The 18,862-nt window shown below is 72.9% G+C and carries 21 protein-coding genes; 15 read left to right on the forward strand and 6 right to left on the reverse strand.

The genetic code is table 11. The annotated features are described in order from the left end of the window. Positions 1 to 273: 273 nt before the first annotated feature. Complete coding sequence (locus tag ABT078_RS34005) at positions 274 to 978, reverse strand: TVP38/TMEM64 family protein (protein WP_351234696.1); 705 nt, start codon at positions 976 to 978, stop codon at positions 274 to 276. 49 nt (positions 979 to 1,027) lie between these two features. Between ABT078_RS34005 and ABT078_RS34010 the strand changes: the two genes are divergently transcribed. The 5 genes from ABT078_RS34010 to ABT078_RS34030 all read left to right on the forward strand — a co-directional run bounded on the left by ABT078_RS34010 (position 1,028) and on the right by ABT078_RS34030 (position 5,300). After that, positions 1,028 to 1,729, forward strand: coding sequence for a DNA alkylation repair protein (locus tag ABT078_RS34010; RefSeq protein WP_351234698.1), 702 nt, complete (start codon positions 1,028 to 1,030; stop codon positions 1,727 to 1,729). Between the two features lie 176 nt (positions 1,730 to 1,905). Beyond that, positions 1,906 to 2,034, forward strand: a complete 129-nt coding sequence (locus ABT078_RS34015) for a hypothetical protein (RefSeq protein ID WP_351234700.1) — start codon at positions 1,906 to 1,908, stop codon at positions 2,032 to 2,034. A 110-nt stretch (positions 2,035 to 2,144) separates the two neighbouring features. Next, positions 2,145 to 3,314 carry an elongation factor Tu gene (gene tuf / locus ABT078_RS34020; protein WP_351234702.1) on the forward strand — a complete coding sequence of 390 codons (1,170 nt, stop codon included), beginning with the start codon at positions 2,145 to 2,147 and terminating at the stop codon, positions 3,312 to 3,314. Positions 3,315 to 3,390: 76 nt separating this feature from the next. Further along, positions 3,391 to 4,266, forward strand: coding sequence for a patatin-like phospholipase family protein (locus ABT078_RS34025; protein WP_351234704.1), 876 nt, complete (start codon positions 3,391 to 3,393; stop codon positions 4,264 to 4,266). Positions 4,267 to 4,454: 188 nt separating this feature from the next. Beyond that, positions 4,455 to 5,300: a spermidine synthase gene (locus ABT078_RS34030; RefSeq protein WP_351234706.1), complete on the forward strand. Its 846-nt coding sequence runs from the start codon at positions 4,455 to 4,457 to the stop codon at positions 5,298 to 5,300. Here ABT078_RS34030 and ABT078_RS34035 read toward each other — a convergent pair. Further along, positions 5,262 to 6,572, reverse strand: coding sequence for an MFS transporter (locus tag ABT078_RS34035; protein ID WP_351234708.1), 1,311 nt, complete (start codon positions 6,570 to 6,572; stop codon positions 5,262 to 5,264). The genes ABT078_RS34030 and ABT078_RS34035 overlap by 39 nt on opposite strands. Before the next feature lie 42 nt (positions 6,573 to 6,614). Beyond that, positions 6,615 to 7,661: a DUF8017 domain-containing protein gene (locus ABT078_RS34040; protein ID WP_351234710.1), complete on the reverse strand. Its 1,047-nt coding sequence runs from the start codon at positions 7,659 to 7,661 to the stop codon at positions 6,615 to 6,617. A 108-nt stretch (positions 7,662 to 7,769) separates the two neighbouring features. On the opposite strand from ABT078_RS34040, the gene ABT078_RS34045 reads away from it, so the two are divergent. The 4 genes from ABT078_RS34045 to ABT078_RS34060 all read left to right on the forward strand — a co-directional run bounded on the left by ABT078_RS34045 (position 7,770) and on the right by ABT078_RS34060 (position 10,393). Further along, positions 7,770 to 8,207 (forward strand): DUF4442 domain-containing protein, encoded by a 438-nt coding sequence (locus tag ABT078_RS34045; protein WP_351234733.1) that lies wholly within the window; start codon positions 7,770 to 7,772, stop codon positions 8,205 to 8,207. Positions 8,208 to 8,560: 353 nt separating this feature from the next. Further along, complete coding sequence (locus tag ABT078_RS34050) at positions 8,561 to 9,271, forward strand: DedA family protein (protein WP_351234712.1); 711 nt, start codon at positions 8,561 to 8,563, stop codon at positions 9,269 to 9,271. Positions 9,272 to 9,310: 39 nt separating this feature from the next. Further along, positions 9,311 to 9,847 (forward strand): gamma carbonic anhydrase family protein, encoded by a 537-nt coding sequence (locus ABT078_RS34055; protein ID WP_351234714.1) that lies wholly within the window; start codon positions 9,311 to 9,313, stop codon positions 9,845 to 9,847. A 372-nt stretch (positions 9,848 to 10,219) separates the two neighbouring features. After that, positions 10,220 to 10,393 carry a CsbD family protein gene (locus ABT078_RS34060; protein WP_351234716.1) on the forward strand — a complete coding sequence of 58 codons (174 nt, stop codon included), beginning with the start codon at positions 10,220 to 10,222 and terminating at the stop codon, positions 10,391 to 10,393. A 99-nt stretch (positions 10,394 to 10,492) separates the two neighbouring features. On the opposite strand, the gene ABT078_RS34065 is transcribed toward ABT078_RS34060, so the two are convergent. Further along, entirely contained in the window at positions 10,493 to 11,719 is a 1,227-nt protein-coding gene (locus ABT078_RS34065) for an FUSC family protein (protein ID WP_351234718.1), read from the reverse strand. A gap of 105 nt (positions 11,720 to 11,824) precedes the next feature. Here ABT078_RS34065 and ABT078_RS34070 point away from each other — a divergent pair, with 105 nt between their 5' ends. Continuing rightward, positions 11,825 to 12,568, forward strand: a complete 744-nt coding sequence (locus tag ABT078_RS34070) for an acyltransferase (protein WP_351234720.1) — start codon at positions 11,825 to 11,827, stop codon at positions 12,566 to 12,568. A gap of 56 nt (positions 12,569 to 12,624) precedes the next feature. On the opposite strand, the gene ABT078_RS34075 is transcribed toward ABT078_RS34070, so the two are convergent. Then, on the reverse strand, positions 12,625 to 13,497 hold the full coding sequence (locus ABT078_RS34075) for an EamA family transporter (protein ID WP_351234735.1): 873 nt from the start codon (positions 13,495 to 13,497) through the stop codon (positions 12,625 to 12,627). A 92-nt stretch (positions 13,498 to 13,589) separates the two neighbouring features. On the opposite strand from ABT078_RS34075, the gene ABT078_RS34080 reads away from it, so the two are divergent. Beyond that, positions 13,590 to 14,162 carry a helix-turn-helix domain-containing protein gene (locus ABT078_RS34080; protein ID WP_351234722.1) on the forward strand — a complete coding sequence of 191 codons (573 nt, stop codon included), beginning with the start codon at positions 13,590 to 13,592 and terminating at the stop codon, positions 14,160 to 14,162. Positions 14,163 to 14,206: 44 nt separating this feature from the next. After that, positions 14,207 to 14,764 (forward strand): YbaK/EbsC family protein, encoded by a 558-nt coding sequence (locus ABT078_RS34085; RefSeq protein ID WP_351234724.1) that lies wholly within the window; start codon positions 14,207 to 14,209, stop codon positions 14,762 to 14,764. A 136-nt stretch (positions 14,765 to 14,900) separates the two neighbouring features. Here ABT078_RS34085 and ABT078_RS34090 read toward each other — a convergent pair whose 3' ends face one another. Further along, positions 14,901 to 15,308 carry a CoA-binding protein gene (locus ABT078_RS34090; protein ID WP_351234725.1) on the reverse strand — a complete coding sequence of 136 codons (408 nt, stop codon included), beginning with the start codon at positions 15,306 to 15,308 and terminating at the stop codon, positions 14,901 to 14,903. A gap of 58 nt (positions 15,309 to 15,366) precedes the next feature. On the opposite strand from ABT078_RS34090, the gene ABT078_RS34095 reads away from it, so the two are divergent. From ABT078_RS34095 to ABT078_RS34105, 3 genes are all read left to right on the forward strand, one after another. Beyond that, on the forward strand, positions 15,367 to 15,993 hold the full coding sequence (locus ABT078_RS34095) for a YigZ family protein (RefSeq protein ID WP_351234727.1): 627 nt from the start codon (positions 15,367 to 15,369) through the stop codon (positions 15,991 to 15,993). A 140-nt stretch (positions 15,994 to 16,133) separates the two neighbouring features. Further along, positions 16,134 to 17,297 (forward strand): exonuclease SbcCD subunit D, encoded by a 1,164-nt coding sequence (locus tag ABT078_RS34100; protein ID WP_351234729.1) that lies wholly within the window; start codon positions 16,134 to 16,136, stop codon positions 17,295 to 17,297. Positions 17,298 to 17,483: 186 nt separating this feature from the next. Next, on the forward strand, positions 17,484 to 18,862 hold a 1,379-nt coding region (locus ABT078_RS34105; RefSeq protein WP_351234731.1), incomplete at its 3' end, for an AAA family ATPase.

Raw genomic sequence — 18,862 nt, forward strand, 5'->3', positions numbered from 1 at the left:
GAGCGCCGGACGGGCTCGATTGGTGTGAGTCCGGTACCGGTGGGTCGGACGGGCGTGACAGGCGCCGGGCCCTACAGGGAGGCGGGATCCGTCCTCGAGCGCCGGACGGGCTGCACGGGAGCCCAGCGCCTCCACGCCCGCGAGGGCGTGGGGGCGGGGCCGCGCCGGAGCCCCACGCGGTGGAGCCGTACAGCGACACTGCGGGAGGGGCGGGCGCGGGGAGGGAGCCCGCCGCAGCGTCCGGTTCGACGGGTCCGACGGGATCCGACGAGGTCAGGAGGCGCGCAGGCGGTGGCGTTTGCGCCAGGCCAGGAGCGCGCCGGCCGCGGCCGAGACCGCGATGAAGCCCGTCGCCGCGAGGAAGGCCGGCGAGGTCGGCGAGGCCGCGCGGCTGCCCGCCACGACGTAGGCCGCCGTGTTGGGGATCGAGCCGAGTGCCGTCGCCAGGAGGAAGGGCACGTAGCCCATGCGGGACACCGCGGCGCAGTAGTTGGCAGCCGCGAAGGGAATGCCGGGGAAGAGCCGCAGGGCCAGCATGGAGCGGAAACCGTGCCGGCTGAGCTGGCCGTCCGCCGCGGTCAGCCAGCGGCCGCGCAGCAGGGGCCGGAGCGCGTCCTGCCCCAGCACGCGGCCCAGGGTGAACGCGATGCCCGCGCCGATGACCGTTCCGGCGAGCGCGGCGGCAAGGCCCGCCTGGGCGCCGAAGAGCGCGCCCGCGGCCAGGTTCAGCAGGGGCCGCGGCACGAACGCCGCCGTGCACAGTCCGTACGCCGCCCCGAAGAGGACCACCGCCGCGCCGCCGCTCATCTGGAACGGCCGCCCCGCGGCGAGCAGCCGCTGCGGCTCGTACAGCACCATCACGGAGGCCGCGCACGCCAGCAGCAGCACGAGCAGCGCCAGCCGGGCCCAAGGGGAGACGAGGGCCCGGCTGCAGCGGAGAGCGAGGCCGTCGCGCGGCCCGGGGACGGGGTCGAGCATCCGGGGAGAGTAACCGACACACCGCGCTGATCGCCGTAACCTGTGCCGCATGACGCCCCCGGCCACCCCGCGCAGCGCTCTCGCCGACACCGTGCTGGAGCGGCTCACCACCACGTACGCCGCCGCGGCCGACCCGGCCAGGGCCGTGGAGGCCGCCGCGTACATGAAGGACGTCGCGCCGTTCCTCGGCATCCGCACACCCGAGCGGCGCGCCCTGTCCCGGACCGTCCTCGACGGCACCCCGCGACCGACCGAGGCCGACTGCACGGCCGTCGCGCTGCGCTGCTGGGCGCTGCCCGAGCGCGAGTACCACTACTTCGCCGTCGACTATCTGCGCCGCCACGTCGGACGCTGCTCCTCCGGGTTCCTGCCGGTCGTCCGCCACCTCGTCACCACCGTCTCGTGGTGGGACACCGTCGACGCACTCGCCTCGCACGTCGTCGGCGGGCTCGTCGCCGCCGATCCGCGGCTGGTGCCCGTCATGGACGAGTGGATCGAGGACGACGACCTCTGGATCGCCCGCACCGCCCTGCTCCACCAGCTCCGCTACAAGGGCGCCACCGACGCGGAACGGCTCTTCCGGTACTGCCTCCGTCAGTCCGGCCACAGCGACTTCTTCATTCGCAAGGCGATCGGCTGGAGCCTGCGCGAGTACGCCAAGACCGACCCGGACGCGGTGCGCGACTTCGTCGCCGGCGCCCGCGACCGGCTCGCGCCGCTCGCCGTGCGGGAAGCGCTGAAGAACCTGTAGTCGGGTAGCGCCCACGGCACCCGGCGATCCAGCCGGCGGCACCGGGATACCGGCCGGCGGCACCCGGCGATCCAGCCGGCGGCACCGGGATACCGGCCGGCGGCACCCGGCGATCCAGCCGGCGGCACCGGGAAAACCATTCGACGCGGGCCGTCCGTGGCGGCGATCATCGACGCATGTTCCGGCTCGCCTTCACCACAGCGCCGTCCGCAGTCGCGGACGCGCCGAAGGCTGCCGCTTTCTCCGCGGGCGTGGCCGCAGCCGCAGCCGCTGCCGCAGCGCCCCTCGACGGCGCCCGAAGCTGACCCTTCCCGGACTGTCCGGCGGACCCCGTAGGGGGAGGGTCGGTACGGCCCAGGGGTCCCCCTCCACGTGGAGTCCACTCTTCGAGTTCCGGGAAGGAACTGCGTCAGCCATGCCCAAGACGGCATACGTGCGGACCAAGCCGCACCTCAACATCGGCACCATGGGCCACGTCGACCACGGCAAGACCACCCTCACCGCAGCCATCACCAAGGTCCTCAGCGAGCGCGGCACCGGCACGTTCGTGCCGTTCGACCGGATCGACCGGGCCCCGGAGGAGGCCGCCCGCGGCATCACCATCAACATCTCGCACGTCGAGTACGAGACCGACACCCGGCACTACGCACACGTCGACATGCCCGGTCACGCCGACTACGTCAAGAACATGGTCACCGGCGCCGCGCAGCTCGACGGGGCGATCCTCGTCGTCTCCGCGCTCGACGGGATCATGCCGCAGACCGCCGAGCACGTCCTGCTGGCCCGTCAGGTCGGCGTCGACCACATCGTCGTCGCACTCAACAAGGCCGACGCCGGCGACCCCGAGCTGACCGACCTCGTCGAGCTGGAGGTCCGCGAGCTGCTCACCGCGCACGGGTACGGCGGCGACGCGGTGCCCGTCGTCCGGGTCTCCGGGCTGGGGGCCCTGGAGGGCGACCCACGCTGGACGGGGGCGATCGAGGCGCTGCTGGACGCGGTGGACACGTACGTGCCGATGCCCGTGCGGTACACGGACGCGCCGTTCCTGCTGCCGGTGGAGAACGTGCTCACCATCACCGGGCGCGGCACCGTCGTCACCGGCGCCGTCGAGCGCGGCACGGTGCGCGTCGGCGACCAGGTGGAGGTGCTCGGTGCGGAGGTCGCCACCGTCGTCACCGGCCTGGAGACCTTCGGCAAGCCGATGGAGTCCGCCGAGGCGGGCGACAACGTGGCGCTGCTGCTGCGCGGAGTGCCGCGCGACGCGGTGCGCCGCGGGCATGTGGTCGCGGCGCCGGGCAGCGTCACACCGAGCCGCCGCTTCATCGCGCAGGTGTACGTCCTGTCCGGTCGCGAGGGCGGCCGGACGACCCCGATCGGCACCGGCTACCGGCCGCAGTTCTACATCCGGACCGCGGACGTCGTCGGGGACGTCGACCTCGGCGAGACGGCGGTCGCGCGCCCCGGCGACACGGTCACGATGACCGTCGAGCTCGGCCGCGACATCCCGCTGGAGCCCGGACTCGGCTTCGCGATCCGCGAAGGCGGGCGCACGGTCGGCGCCGGCACGGTGACCGGGCTGGTCTGAGCCACTCGGCTCCGCAGGGTCCGCCTCCCGCCACATGCGGGGGGCGGACCCACCCCGCAGGCGCCACACTGCTGCCATGGCGGAGAAGGACGACGACGCGAAGAAGAACGGAAACCGGGCGCTGGTGCTCGGTGGCGGCGGGCTCGCCGGCATCGGCTGGGAGATCGGCGTCCTGCACGGCCTCGCCAGTGCCGGCGCCGACCCGACCGGCGCCGATCTGATCGTCGGCACGTCGGCGGGTTCGGTCGTCGGCGCGCAGCTCACCTCGGGCCGGCTCACCCTGCCGGAGCTGTACGAGCGTCAGCTGAGCGACCCCGGGGGGGAGGTGCCCGCGGGCATGGGCCCGGCCGTGCTCGCCCGCTATCTCTGGGGTGTCCTGCGGTCACGCGACACCGAGGCGTACGGGGCCCACATGGGCCGTCTCGCGCTGTCGACCCGCACCGAACCGGAGGAGGTGCGGCGCGCCGTCTTCACCGAGCGCCTGCTCGCGCACGAGTGGCCGCGGGCACGCAGGCTGGTCGTCACGGCCGTGGACGCGGTGACCGGCGAGTTCCGGGCGTTCGACCGGGAGAGCGGGGTGGGTCTCATCGACGCGGTAGGCGCGAGCTGCGCCGTTCCCGGCGTCTGGCCGCCCGTCACGATCGACGGGCGGCGCTTCATTGACGGCGGAGTCCGTTCCTCGACCAACGCAGACCTGGCCCTCGGCTACGACACGGTGGTCATCGTCGCCCCCATCGCCGTCGGCGGCGGGCCGGTCATCTCCGCCCGGACACAGGCCGCCCTGCTCGCCGCCGCGGGGGCGCGCGTGGTCCTGATCACTCCGGACCGGGCCGCCCGCAAGGCGTTCGGGCGCAATGTCCTGGACCCTGCGCGCCGGGCACCCTCCGCCCGCGCCGGCCTGGCCCAGGCGACGGCCCACGCGGACGAGGTCCGCCGTCTCTGGCCCGGGTGACGGGTTCGGGCAGCCGGCCGCCCGAGTGCACCGAGCCGGTGCGACCGTCCTCGATCGCGGGACGGGCTCGATGTGTGTCCGGTACCGGGCGGTGGGCGCGGGCGTCCGTCCTCGAGCGCCGCGCGGGCCGGATGGGCGAGCCGTATCCCCTGCGACGAGGCGGCGTCCGTCGGGCGGACAATGGGCGGGTGAACGAGTCCATACCCGTCGTCCGCGCCGTCGACCACGGCACCGCCAAGCTCATGCCGGACGTGGACCGGGAGCGGGCCTGGCTGCTGACCGTGGACGGCGCGCCGCAGTCGTACGTCGATCTTGACGAGCCCACGCACCTCGAGTTCGAGTACGCGCGCAGGCTGGCCCATGTCGTCGACTGCGTCGCCGACGCGGGTGTGCCCCTGGACGTCCTGCACCTCGGCGGCGGGGCCCTGACGCTTCCCCGCTGCATCGCGGTGACCAGGCCAGGCTCGCGGCAGGACGTCGTGGAGGCGGACCGGGGCCTGCTCGCGCTCGTCGCCGAGCACCTGCCGCTGCCGCCCGGCGCGGGGATCGCCGTGCACGGCGCCGACGCCCGCGAGTGGCTCGAGCGGGCCCCGGCGGATTCGGCCGACGTCCTGATCGCCGATGTGTTCGGCGGATCGCGGGTGCCCGCGCACCTCACATCGGGCGAGTACGCACGGACCGCGGAGCGCGTGCTGCGCCCCGGAGGGGTCTACGCCGCCAACCTCGCCGACGGTGCTCCTTTCGGCTTCCTCCGCTCCCAGCTGGCCACCTTCGCCGCGGAGTTCGAGGAACTGGCGCTCATCGCCGAGCCCGCGATGCTGCGCGGCCGCAGGTTCGGCAACGCCGTACTGCTCGCGTCGCACCGCGCGATCGACACGGCGGCACTCGCCCGTCGCACCGCGTCCGACGCCTTCCCGGCCCGCGTCGAGCACGGCGAGGCCCTTCGGCGCCTCATCGGGGATGCGCGTGCGGTGCGGGACGAGGACGCCGTCGCGTCACCCGAGCCGCCCGACGGGGCTTTCGGCATCGGCTGAGAGCGTCGTCGCCTCCCGCCCGGTCACGTGCCGCGTACGCCTCGTCAGATTCCGGACGTCGGGGACCAGCAGCACCAGCGCCGTCACCACCACGATCAGCGCCGCGCACCCCCACAGTGCCTGCTCCCGGCCGAACAGGCCCTCCGCGGGCCCCGCCAGCGCCGTGGACAGGGGCAGCATCGCCGTCGAGCCGAACCAGTCGTACGCGGAGACCCGCGACAGCTTCTCCTCCGGGATCTCCTGGTGCAGCGTGGTCATCCACGCGACGCCGAACACCTCGATCGCGACGCCACTGACGAACATCACCACGGCCAGCGGACCGAACGACAGCGGAACGGCGAGCGCGGCCGAGGGCAGCGCCAGCGGAAAGACGCACAGGGTGCCCACGAGCAGCATCCGCCGCGGCTTCCACCGCATCATCAGCAGCGCGCCGCCCAGCGTGCCCAGTCCGAACGCCGCCAGAGCCAGGCCCCACGGCCGCGCGCCGCCCAGTGACTCCGCGGCGACCAGCGGCCCGTAGACCGAATCGGCCGCGCCGACGACGGCGACCACCACCGAGAACTGGGCCACGATCGACCACAGCCAGGGCCTGCCGATGAATTCCTTCCAGCCGTCGCGCAGATCGGCGAGCAGTCCGCCGCCGGGGGCACGGTCCGGGATGTGGCTCACGTCGAGGAATGCGCGGAGGGCGCCCGCCACTGCGAAGGCCGCGGCGTCGATCGCGAGCACCCAGCCCGGGCCGACCGCGGCGATCATCGCGCCCCCGAGCGCCGCACCGCCGATGCCGGCACCGTGCATCGCCATCCGGAAGAGCGCGAAGGCCCGGCTCGCCTGCTCGCCGTCGACGCTGGACATCAGCATGCCCTCGGCGGCCGGGTTGAAGAAGGCCTGCCCCGTGCCGCAGAGCGCGGTGAGGAGCATCATCTGCCACAGCTGCGGCTCGCCGGCCAGCACCAGAGCGGCGAAGGCGGCCTGCGAGACGCAGTTGAGGGCGTTGGCGGCCACCATCACCCGGTGCCGTGGCACCCGGTCGGCGATCGCCCCGCCGATCAGCAGGAAGAGCACGAGCGGCAGGGTCCTGGCCGCCGCCACGAGCCCGACGTCGCCGCCGTCGCCGCCGGACTCCAGCACTGCGAACGCCGCCGCGATCAGGGCACCGTGGGTGCCCAGGTTGGTGACGATCGCGGCTGCGGTCAGCAGCGAGTAGTTGCGCCCGGCCCACTCGGGGCGGCGCTTTCGGCGGTTGGGGAGGGATGCGGCGGGATTGTTCACCCGTGGACTATCGCCGCCGCCGGCCCTCCTTGCCAAACCGGATTACGCCGCGGGTTCGTCGGCCAGTCGTACGGTGCCGAGGATCTGCTGGATCGTCGCGTCCGGGATCTCCTCCGGGACGCCCACGTTGGCGTAGAGGACCCAGGTGGCGAAGTCACCCTTGGCGTTCTTGAAGGAGAAGGCGATCGACTTGCCGTCGGTGTCGCACTTGTCGTCCTTCTTCACCCCGAGCGCGGTGGCCGTCGCGACATGCCCGCTCAGGCCGGACTTCGTCGTGTACGGCCGCGCCTTGGTGATCTTGACGAGGCTCTTCTGCTTCTGGGCATAGGCGGCGAACACCCAGGTGCCCGCCTCCTGATAGGCCGCGTCCGCGGTGTCCTTCGCGCCCTGGCCGCCCTTGGTTCCGGTGCCGCCCAGACCGGAGTCCTCCGTCTTCCCGTCCTTGTCGGAGTCCACGGAGCACCACTTGCTCTTGTAGAACGCCGGCGCCGACATCATGACGAGGGGCGAGCCGTCGCCCTTCTCGGAGTCCTCGAACCCGCTGCCGACGCCGCTGCCCGACACCTCCCAGGTCGCCGGGACGTCGAAGCGCGTTCCGTGCTTGGGGTTGGTGACGACCTTCCAGCCCGCGATCGTTGGCTCGGCCGCGCCGGAGCCGTCCCGCGGGTTGGCCGTGGGGGAGGAGTTCCGCTCCGACGGCGTCACCGACGCGGCGGGCTTGCTGCCGTCCGCCTGCGGACCCTTCGCGTCGTCGTCGTTCAGCACCACGACGCCGGTGATGGCAGCGGCGGCGACGACGGCCGTGGCGGCGACGACCGCGACGATCGCCGTCTTCTTCTTCTCGGACGGGCCGGGCCCACCGGGCTGCGGCGGACCGGGCACGGAGTACTGCGGCACGGTCGGCTGCTGGTAAGGGCTCGGCGGCTGCTGGTACCCGGGCTGCTGGGGGTAACCAGGCTGCTGGTACCCGGGCTGCTGCGGGTATCCCGGCTGCGCGTACGGATTCGGCTGCTGGTAACCCGGTTGCGCGTACGGGTTCTGGTCCTGCGGGTTCTGCTCGCCCCCGGGCGGCTGCTGTCCTGGCCACATGGCCGATAACCATAGAGGTGACGGGCGTCCCACTGCCACGTCACCCCCAGGGGGATGGTCAAGCGCGCCTACTCATGGGTAACATCGGTTCGCATGAGCGCAGATCAGATGACCGTGGGCGAGATGCTCGCCGCCACGGTGCCCATGGCCAGGACCCTCAACCTGGAGTTCGTGGAGACCACCGCGGAGCGTGCCGTGGTCCGTATGCCGGACCAGCCCGACTACCACAACCACGTCGGCGGTCCGCACGCCGGAGCGATGTTCACGCTCGCCGAGTCGGCGAGCGGAGCGATCGTGCTCGCCGCCTTCGGCGACCAGCTGAACCGCGCGGTGCCGCTCGCCGTCAAGGCCGAGATCGGCTACAAGAAGCTCGCCATGGGGGTCGTCACGGCCACCGCCACCCTCGGCCGGCCCGCCGCCGAGGTCGTCGCGGAACTGGACGAGGGCCGCCGCCCCGAGTTCCCCGTCGACATTGCGATCACGCGCGCAGACGGCGCCGTCACGGGCGAGATGACCGTCGTCTGGACGCTTCGGCCCAACGCCTGAGCCCTCCGTCGGTCCGAGCGTCCCGACTGCCCGGGCCGCCGAAAGGCCCGAGCGTCCCGACTGCCCGGGCTGGAAGGGCCCGAGCGTGCCGGCGGCGTGACCGTCCCGGTCGCCCGAGCGGTGCGCTGCCACGGCCGGGACGTGCTCCCGTCGCCCGCTGCGCGCCCCCGCCCCGTCCCGTGCCCGCCCTGCGTCCTGGCCTGCGATCTCCCTCGGGCCGGATGCGCGGCGGACCGGGTGGTGCGACCAGGTAGGCTGCCCGGCGTACGCCACTCGTGGCGCACGCCGGGCAGCTGGGCTCGACCACGACCATGACCACGGGCCGGCGCCGAGGACAACGGGAGGAAGCGGCGTTGCACGTCCAGGAGTGGCTCGAGACCGTCCCCGCGGTCAGCATCTACGTCCTGGTGGGCGTGGTCATCGGCCTCGAGAGCCTCGGCATCCCGCTACCGGGCGAGATCGTCCTCGTCAGTTCCGCGCTTCTCGCCTCCCAGCACGGCGACATCGACCCCTGGGTGCTCGGCGCGTGCGCCACGGCCGGCGCGATCATCGGCGACTCGATCGGCTACGCCATCGGGCGCAAGGGCGGCCGCCCCCTGCTGACGCGGCTCGGCGGGAAGTTCCCCAAGCACTTCAGCGAGGCCAACATCGCCGTGGCCGAGCGGTCCTTCGAGAAGTGGGGCATGTGGGCCGTCTTCTTCGGCCGCTTCGTCGCGCTGCTGCGGATCTTCGCCGGACCGCTCGCCGGTGTGCTGCGCATGCCGTACTGGAAGTTCCTCATCGCCAATGTCTTCGGCGGAATCCTCTGGGCCGGCGGCACGACCGCCGTCATCTACTCCGTCGGCGTCGTCGCCGAGGCCTGGCTCAAGCGCTTCTCCTGGCTGGGCCTCGTCCTCGCCGTACTGATCGGCGTCACCTCGATGCTCGTCCTCAAGAGCCGCGCGAAGAAGGCGGCCGCACGCATGGAGAGCGCAGTGGACCGCGCCCCCGCCGAGGCTGCCGAGGAGACGTCGCCTACGGTGCACGCGGGCGCGACGCAGAATGACGTCGTGACGACGCGATGACGTGACGCGATGACGCGATGACGTGGTGAGGAGACGGCGATGGCAGAGCGCGAGCGGGCACTGATCTCTGGAGTGGGCGGGAAGGAGCCGCAGATCGCTCCCGACGCGTTCACGGCGCCCACGTCCGTCGTGATCGGCGACGTCACGATGGCGGCCGGTGCGAGCGTCTGGTATCACACCGTGCTGCGCGCCGACTGCGGTCCGATCGTCCTCGGCGCCGACAGCAACATCCAGGACAACTGCACCGTGCACGTCGACCCGGGCTTCCCGGTGACCGTCGGCGAGCGCGTGTCGGTCGGGCACAACGCCGTACTGCACGGCTGCACGGTCGAGGACGACGTCCTCGTGGGCATGGGGGCCACCGTCCTCAACGGCGCGCACATCGGCGCCGGTTCGCTCGTTGCCGCGCAGGCACTCGTCCCGCAGGGCATGCGGATCCCGCCGGGCTCCCTCGTCGCGGGCGTGCCCGCCAAGGTCAGGCGCGAGCTGACCGAGGAGGAGCGGGAGGGCATCAAGCTCAACGCGGCCATGTACCTGGAGCTGGTGAAGGGGCACCGGGCGGCGCTCGACGGCTGAGCGGCCTGCTGCTGCCGCCGGTCCGCTGATTGGGGCCGCGGGGCACGGGGTAGTCGCAGCGGGCGGGGGATGAAGGTGCGAACCTGAAAGGCTCTGCCATGACCACCCCGAAGGAACCGCCCCCCGACGGCCCGGCGCCCGTGCCGAGCGGTCCCGATCCCGTGCCGCGGGACCCGCAGCCGCCCGAACCGGCCCCGGAGCCGGACCACGCGCCGCCTCCGGACCCGGAACCCGGCACCCGGCCGCTGCCTGAGCCGCCCGACTGACAGGACCCCGTCCGACCATGCGCTCAGTGTCACCGATTGCGGACACTGGGTGATGGGCGCAAGGTGGATACGCCAGTCCACCTCCCACAGTGAAGGGACCACCCTCATGGGCAAGGCAAAGGCCAAGGCGAAGCAGGCCAAGGGTCAGATGAAGGAAACCGCAGGCAAGGCCATGGGCGACAAGCGCATGCAGGCTGAGGGCCGCGGCGAGCAGGCGATGGGCAAGACCCAGGAGTCCCTGGAGAACGAGGCCGAGCGGGTGAAGAAGTCCGGCCGGTAAGCCTCCCGGTCCCGCCTGCATGACCCGAGGCGGCCGCGCCCGCACACCACGGGTACGGCCGCCTCGGCGCGTCCGGACGTACGTCCCGGGCCTGGCTGCTCAGCCGGGCTCGCCGCCGCCGCGCCGAAAGCTTCCGCGCACCCTGCGTGTGACGTTGTCGAACCACTCGCGGCCCGCAGGAAGTGCACTGGAGTGCCGGTCGAGCTCCTCGATCAGTCGCTCGGAGCGCTTCTCCACGTCCAGCTCGTCCAGGATACGGTCCGCCTCCGCGAGCAGTGCTCCGTGCAGCTGCCAGTGCTCTGCGTCCTCGCGGACACCGTCCAGCAGGAGCCGGGCGACCCGGTCCCGGCACTCGCGGCCCGCGGCCAGCTCCGTGGCCAGCCGGGACTCGGCCTCCTCGGCGTTCGCCGACACCTGCGTGGTGATCAGTTCGGCGAAGCTCCCGATCGCGTTGGCCAGATGACCGAACAGCTCCTGGAGCTCGGAGGTCACGGGCGGCGGAAAGAACGTTCCGGCACTTCGGGTCTTGGCGAGATCGGTGAGCGTTCGGGCGGACACCCGAAGGATCACCGCACAGATCTCCAACGCGTCGAGGCCCGTGCGCAGCACGAGCCGGGAGAGCACCGGCTCCTTGACCCTCGGATTGAGCCGCAGGCTGTCCTCCGCCTGCCGCAGGGCCGCGTCCACCTGCACGATGTCGTGGTCGAGGCGGCGTGCCTCGTGGAGCCGGGCCGCGGCCTGCTCGACGGGCGTGTGCTCGCCGAGCTGTCGGGAGATGTGCGCGAGCAGCTTCTGCATCCGCCCGGCGAGGCCGGTGATCGCCTCGCTCGCGTCACTCACCCACACGGGCGGTACGAACAGGAAGTTGAACAGAAGCCCGACGACCGCGCCGATCAGTGTCTCCACGACCCGGTCCCACGCCGTCGCGGTCACCTGGGTCACGCCCAGCACGAGCATCGCGCTGATCGCCACCTCGGGCACGTACTCGCCGACCCTGACGAAGCGGCCGATCACCAGCGACGCCAGGATCACCAGGCCGAGGCTCCACCAGCTGAGGCCCACCAGTGCGCTGAAGCCGATCGCGATGAGCACACCCGCGACGACCGAGTTCACCCGGCGAATGCCGTTGGTGAGGGTCGAGTAGAGCGTGACCTGAACGACGAGGAGGGCCGTCAGGGGTGCGGTGAGCGGCGCGGGCTCGCTGCTGAGCTGGAGAGCGACGACGTAGGAGATGACCGCGGCGGCGGTGGAGCGCACGGTCTGGACGACGGCCGGTTCCCGGTGACGCCGTACGAGGTCGCGCAGTGGTTCGGTGGCTTCGGGCACCCTCTTCCCCTTCCCCGTCGCGACCGCGTGCGAAGCCCCGCCGTAGGGCGAACATCACAGCTCACCTCTCTGACCTGCGATGCCCCCGCCCACTACCGTGTCCGGGTGCCGAACAACAGAAACACGTTCTCCTCACTGTCCGCGTGGCGGCGCCGCGTCGTCGCCCGGGCCGTGCACCGCGGTTGGCGCTGGGTGCAGGAGGCGGGCGCGGTCACCGCGGAGGCGCCGGGAGCGCTGCGCTTCCGCAGGATCGGCACCGGCACCCGGCTCGCCTTTCCGCAGGGCACTGTGTTCGGCGAGGCCTGGATCGAGCTCGGTGACCACTGCATCATCGGCGAACAGGTGACCCTGACCGCGGGCATGATGCCCGATCTGGATCTCGGGCCCGATCCGATCCTGACCCTGGGCGACGGCGTCGTCCTCGGGCGGGGCAGCCACGTGATCGCCGACACGACGGTGACCATCGGCTCGGACACGTTCTGCGGCCCGTACGTCTACATCACCTCGACCAATCACAGTTACGACGATCCGCACCAGCCGGTGGGCAGGCAGTGGCCCCGGGCCGAGCCGGTCGAGATCGGCCCCGGTTGCTGGCTGGGCACGGGAGCGGTGGTCCTGCCCGGCGCGCGCATCGGCCGCAATGTGGTCGTCGCGGCCGGCTCCGTCGTACGCGGTGAGGTGCCCGACCACGCGGTGGTGGCCGGGGCGCCGGCCAAGGTAGTACGCCGCTGGGACGCCGAGCAGGGCTGGCGGCCGCCGCTGCGCACGCCCGCGCCGGTGCCGATTCCGGAGGGCGTCACTCCGGAGGATCTGAGGGCGCTCGCAGCGCTGGAGCCGGACGAGGGCTGACCGGGCACGGAAGCACGGCCGCTCACCCGGGGCCCGGGCGGGTGGTCCGCAGCTGGTCAGCCGCTCGCCAGCAGCACCGCGCCGACCAGCGCCAGCCCGGCACCGGCCGCCTGCACGGCCCGCAGCCGCTCCTTCAGGACGCCCCGCGCGGCCAGCGCCGTCACCACCGGATAGAGCGAGGCGAGCACGGCGGCGACGGTCACCGGACCGTGCTGGGCGGCGATCGAGTACGTACCGTTCGCGGCGACGTCGGCCAGGCCCACGAACGCCAGGGCCGGCAGCGAGCGCAGGACGAGCCGCGGCCCGCCCTCCTCGGCCGGCGGCAGGGCCCGGCCGCCCCGCTTCACCGAGGCGTACAGGGCGGCACCGCCCACCGCGACATTGGTGACCCGCTGCACGAACAGCGCCAGGAAGAGCCCGGTGAGCGTGGTCGACGCCTCGGCGATCAGCGCCATCACGGACCCGAAGCCGAATGCCGCGAGCAGGGTCAGCAGGACCGCCTGTCGCTGCACGGGCGCCCCGCGCAGCTCCGGTCCGCCGGCCAGCAGGACGCCGACCACGGCCACGCCGATGCCCGCGAACTGCAGCAGCCCGGGCCGGTCGCCCAGCAGCAGCCCCACCGAGACCGGTACGACGACCCCCAGCGAGCCGAGCGGCGACACCACGCCCATCGGGCCGAGCGCCAGCGCCTTGTAGAAGCTGAGCATGGCGACGGGGCCGACCACACCGGCCGCCACCGCGTACCAGAGCTGCGGACCCGCCTCGGTGAAAGCGCCGGTCGCGACCACGATCGCGCCGAGCACGACGACCGCGATCGACTGGGACACGACGACCACGGTCAGCGCGGGCGTACGACGCGTGAGGAGCCCGCCGCCGAAGTCGGCCAGCCCCCAGAGGAGACTGGTGGCCAGGGCGAACAGGGCGGTCATGGCGGCCTCGCAGTACAGTTCGGTGAACGATCCGGTGCACCACACCGTAGTGCAGTCTATTGAACTCTAACATCCAGAATATTGGACGGAACGTGTCGGACCTGGACCAGCTCACGCAGTCGCTCGCCCGCAATGTCAAGCACTGGCGCAGCGAGCGGGGCTTCACGCTCGACGCCCTCGCCGCCCGCTCCGGCGTCAGTCGGGGCATGATCATCCAGATCGAGCAGGCCCGCACGAACCCCAGCGTCGGCACGACCGTGAAGCTCGCCGACGCACTGGGCGTCAGCATCACCACGCTCCTCGACTACGAGCAGGGCCCGCAGGTCCAGCTCGTGCCGAAGGAACAGGCCGTGCGCATGTGGTCCACGCCCGCCGGGAGCTCCACCACACTGCTCGTCGGCACCGAGGCCCGCGGTCCGTTCGAGCTGTGGGGATGGACGCTCATGCCCGGGGACGAGAGCGCGTCCGATCCGCACCCCGACGGCACCGTCGAGCTCATCCACGTCACCGAGGGTGAGCTCACACTCGTCGTCGAGGGAGAGTCCCACGGCGTTCCCGCCGGGACGTCGGCGACCTTCGAGGCGAACCTGCCGCACGTCTACCGCAACAGCGGCACGGAGAAGGTCGAGATGACCATGGCGATCTCCGTGCCGCCCGCTCGCTGAGACGCCCAATCGTGGCGTGGCCGAGGGCTGTTAGCGTGACGGGTATGCGCGCACCCATCGGAGACTTCGACGACGCCAGGCCCGCCCCGGACTGCCTCGACGCGCTCACGCCGCCCGTCGCCGACGCGGTGCGCGGCTGGAGCGGGGACGTCCCGGCCGAGCAGTTGCTGTACGTGGACACCGACCCGCGGATCGCCGACACGTCGGCCTTCGTCGAGCACCATGGCGCCGACCTCCTCGACACCTCCGCGAACTGTGTCGTCGTGGCCGGCAAGCGTGGCGGCGAGTCGACGCTCGCCGCCTGCCTGGTCCTGTCGAAGACCCGGGTCGACGTCAACGGCGTCGTACGCAAGCAACTCGGCGCCCGCAATGCCTCGTTCGCCTCCATGGACACCGCCACCGGTGAGACCGGCATGGAATACGGCGGCATCACGCCGATCGGGCTCCCGGCCGGCTGGCCGCTGCTCGTCGACTCCGCCGTCGTCGACACCGAGTGGGTGCTGATCGGCAGCGGGCTCCGTCGGGGCAAGCTCATCGTGCCCGGGAAGGTCTTCGCGGGGCTGCCGGGCTCGGTGGTCCTGGAGGGCCTCGGCGTCGCCTGAGTCCCCGGTCCGCGCACGTCCTTGGTCCGCTCGCGACCCTGGTCCGTCGCGGCCAGGGTCCGCCCGGGCTCCAGGTTCGCGGCCCGTCGCCCGCTGCTCGTCCCCGCTGCGCGGCCCGGAGCCGTCGGCCCGTGCCTCAGCCGAGCTGCGGGATCTCGATCGCCGGACAGCGGTCCATGACCATGTCGAGCCCGGCTCCGCGGGTCCTGCCGTACGCCTCTTCGTCGATCACGCCGAGCTGGAACCAGACCGCCTTGGCGCCCTTGGCCACCGCGTTGTCCGCGACGGACCCGGCGAGGTCACTGTTGACGAACACATCCACGACGTCCACGGGGAAAGGGATCTCGTCGAGCGTGGCGTACCCCTGCTCGCCGTGGACCGTCTCCGCCTTCGGGTGCACCGGCACGATGCGCTTGCCGAAGCGCTGGAGGACCCTCGCGACCCCGTGGGCGGCGCGGGACTCGTTGTTCGACAGCCCGACCACGGCCCAGGTGTCGCCCGTCTCGGTGAGGATCTTCCGGATCGTCTCTGCGTCTGCGTACATGCCCGCTCAACGGAAGGCCCGCGCGGACCATTCCCGTCCGCCCGCATAGGGTGGCGGAATGCAGGAGCAGTACCGGACGGTGGCCCGTGAGGGCGTGCACGAGACCGAGATCAACCGATCGCGCTTCATCTGCGCCCTCGCGCCCGCCGCGACCGAGCAGGAGGCGCAGGACTTCGTCGCACGCATCCGCAAGGAGCACCCGACCGCGACCCACAACTGCTTCGCGTACGTCATCGGTGCCGACGCCGCGGTCCAGAAGGCGAGCGACGACGGGGAGCCGGGTGGCACGGCCGGGGTGCCGATGCTGCAGATGCTGATGCGCCGTGAGGTCCGCTACGTCGTGGCCGTCGTCACGCGCTACTTCGGCGGCGTCAAGCTCGGCGCGGGCGGTCTCATCCGCGCGTACGGGGGCGCGGTCGGCGAGGCGCTCGACGCGCTCGGTACCGTCGCGCGCCGGCGCTTCCGGCTGGCCACCGTGACCGTGGACCACCAGCGCGCCGGCAAGCTGGAGAACGATCTGCGCGCGACCGGGCGGTCGGTGCGGGACGTGCGGTACGGCGAGGCCGTGACGATCGAGATCGGGCTGCCGGACGCCGATGTCGAGGCCTTCCGCGCGTGGCTCGCCGACGCGACGGCCGGGACGGCGGCGCTGGAGCTCGGCGGCGAGGCGTACGGGGACGCCTGAGGCGTACCGGGACGCTGTGCCGGTTCCGGGCAGAGCGCGGGCAGAGCGCAGGGCGGGGCAGGCGGGATGAATCGGGCGAAAACAGGGGGAACTTCGGTACCTGCCTGGGATGTCAGACCCCACCGTTAGTCTCGGGGATCATGAGATTCCTGCATACGTCGGACTGGCACCTGGGACGGTCGTTCCACCGGGTGAGCCTGCTCGACGCCCAGGCCGCGTTCCTCGACCATCTGGTGGCGACGGTGCGCGAGCGCGACGTGGACGCGGTGCTGGTGGCAGGGGACGTGTACGACAGGGCGGTGCCGCCGCTGTCCGCCGTGGAGCTGTTCGACGACGCTCTGCACCGGCTGGCCGGTGTGGGCGTGCCGACGGTGATGATCTCCGGGAACCACGACTCGGCCCGCCGCCTCGGCGTCGGCGCCGGACTCATCGACCGCGCCGGAATCCATCTGCGGACCGACCCGGCGGGCTGCGGTGAGCCCGTGGTGCTCACCGACGCCCACGGGGACATCGCCCTGTACGGACTGCCGTATCTGGAGCCCGCCCTGGTGCGGGACGAGTTCCGTACGGCGACGGCCGGACACGAGTCGGTGCTCGGAGCCGCGATGGAGCGGGTACGGGCCGATCTCGCGGGGCGCGCGCCCGGCACCCGGTCCGTCGTTCTCGCGCACGCGTTCGTGGTCGGCGGGGAGCCCAGCGACAGCGAGCGGGACATCACGGTGGGCGGCGTCGCAGCCGTCCCCGCGGGGGTCTTCGCCGGTGTCGACTATGTGGCACTCGGTCATCTGCACGGCTGCCAGAGCATCAACGAGCGTGTGCGTTACGCGGGTTCGCCCCTGGCCTACTCCTTCTCCGAGGCCGGCCACCGCAAGAGCATGTGGCTCGTCGACCTCGGACCGGACGGGGAGATCGAGGCGGAGCGGGTGGACTGCCCGGTGCCGCGGAGGCTCGCCCGCATCCAGGGGCGGCTCGACGACCTCCTGGAGGACCCCGCTCTGGAGCGTCACGAGCAGTCCTGGGTCGAGGCGACGCTCACCGACCCCGTGCGCCCCGACGAGCCGATGGTCCGGCTCACCGAGCGCTTCCCGCACACCCTGAGCCTGGTCTTCGCCCCCGAGCGGTGCGAGGACGACCCGCTCGCCACGTACGCGGAGCGGCTGCGCGACCGTGACGACCACCAGGTCGCCGAGGACTTCGTGGCCCATGTGCGGGGCGGGGCCGGCCCCGACGAGCGGGAGCGCGCCGTGCTGCGCGGCGCCTTCGACGACGTCCGGGTGGACGCGGCGGTGCGCGGTGCCGAGTGAACCGAAGGGGCGCGCGACGCCCGCGGCCGGTGCGTGCCGGTCGAGCACCGCGCACGGGAGTGGGGGTCCCCAGGGCTTCGATCGATATGCGGCCATCGCCGCGTGCGTGGCCGAGCACGGCCGACCGTCGACACCGGCTTCAGCGCGCCCCGGAGGCGCCCCGAGCCGCAGAGGAGAGGTGACGGGGTGAGACTCCACCGACTGGGCATGACCGCCTTCGGGCCCTTCGGCGGGCGGCAGGACGTCGACTTCGACGCGCTCTCGGCCGCCGGGCTCTTCCTGCTGCACGGTCCGACCGGCGCCGGCAAGACGTCGGTCCTCGACGCCGTCTGCTACGCGCTGTACGGGGCGGTGCCGGGTGCCCGGCAGAACCCGGGCGCGTCACTGCGCAGCGACCACGCCCCGGCCGGTACGCACACCGAAGTCCGCCTCGAACTCACCGTGGGCGGACGGCGGCTGGAGATCACCCGGCGGCCCGCGCAGCCGCGCCCCAAGAAGAAGGGCACGGGCTTCACGACCGAGAAGGCACAGAGCCTGCTGCGGGAGTACGACCCCGCGCGAGGCGAGTGGAAGGCGCTCAGCCGCTCGCACCAGGAGATCGGCGAGGAGGTCACCCAGCTCGTCGGGATGAGCAGGGAGCAGTTCTGCCAGGTGGTGATGTTGCCGCAGGGCGACTTCGCCCGGTTCCTGCGGGCCGACGCCGAGGCGCGCGGCCGGCTGCTCGGCCGGCTCTTCGACACCCGGCGCTTCGCCGCGGTCGAGGAGCGGCTCGCCGAGCTGCGGCGTGGCGCCGAGCAGCAGGTCCGTGAGGGTGACGAACGGCTGCTGGCCGTCACCCACCGGATGGTCCAGGCTGCGGGCGACGCGGCCGACGGCCTGCCCGCCCCCGATGCCCGGCCCGGGGACCCCGGACTGGCCGGCTCCGTCCTGGAGTGGGCGGCCGTGGCCCGCGCGGGCGCGCGCGAAGCCCTCGACATCACCGGATGCGCGCTGTCCGCGGCGGAGAGCAGGCAGGCGGCTGCCCGGCGGGCCCTGGACGACGAGCGCGAGTTGGCCGCGCTGCAGCAGCGCCACGCGGAGGCGCGCCGGCGCTCGGACGAGTTGGAGGCCCGTCGGCCCGAGCGGGACAGGATCCAGGGTCTGCTGGAATTCGGCCGCAAGGCCGAACTCGTCGGCCCCGCACTGCGGATGCGCGAGGACGCGGAGCGGGACCACCGGGCGGCGAGCCTGGCCTGGGAGCGGGCGCGGGCGTTGCTGCCCACGAGCCTGGTGGACGCGGGCGGCGAGCAGCTCTCCGCGCTGGAACGCGAGCTCGGCCAGGAGCTCGGCGGTCTCGGTGCGGCGCGCCGCGCCGAGCAGCGCAGTGCGGAACTCGCCCGCGAGCGCGCCGACCTGGACCGCCAGGTCCGCGCCGACGAGGAGGTCCTCCAGGACGCGGACGTCTGGCTGGCGGGCTGGGAGACCGCACGCAGCGGCCTTCAGGAACGCATCGAGGCCGCCGCGGACGCCGCGACCCGCGCCGAGCATCTGACCGGCCGCCTCGATCCGGCGCGCCGCCGCGTGGC

Source organism: Streptomyces sp. NPDC002133, assembly GCF_040296405.1.
In the GTDB taxonomy this organism is placed as follows: domain Bacteria; phylum Actinomycetota; class Actinomycetes; order Streptomycetales; family Streptomycetaceae; genus Streptomyces.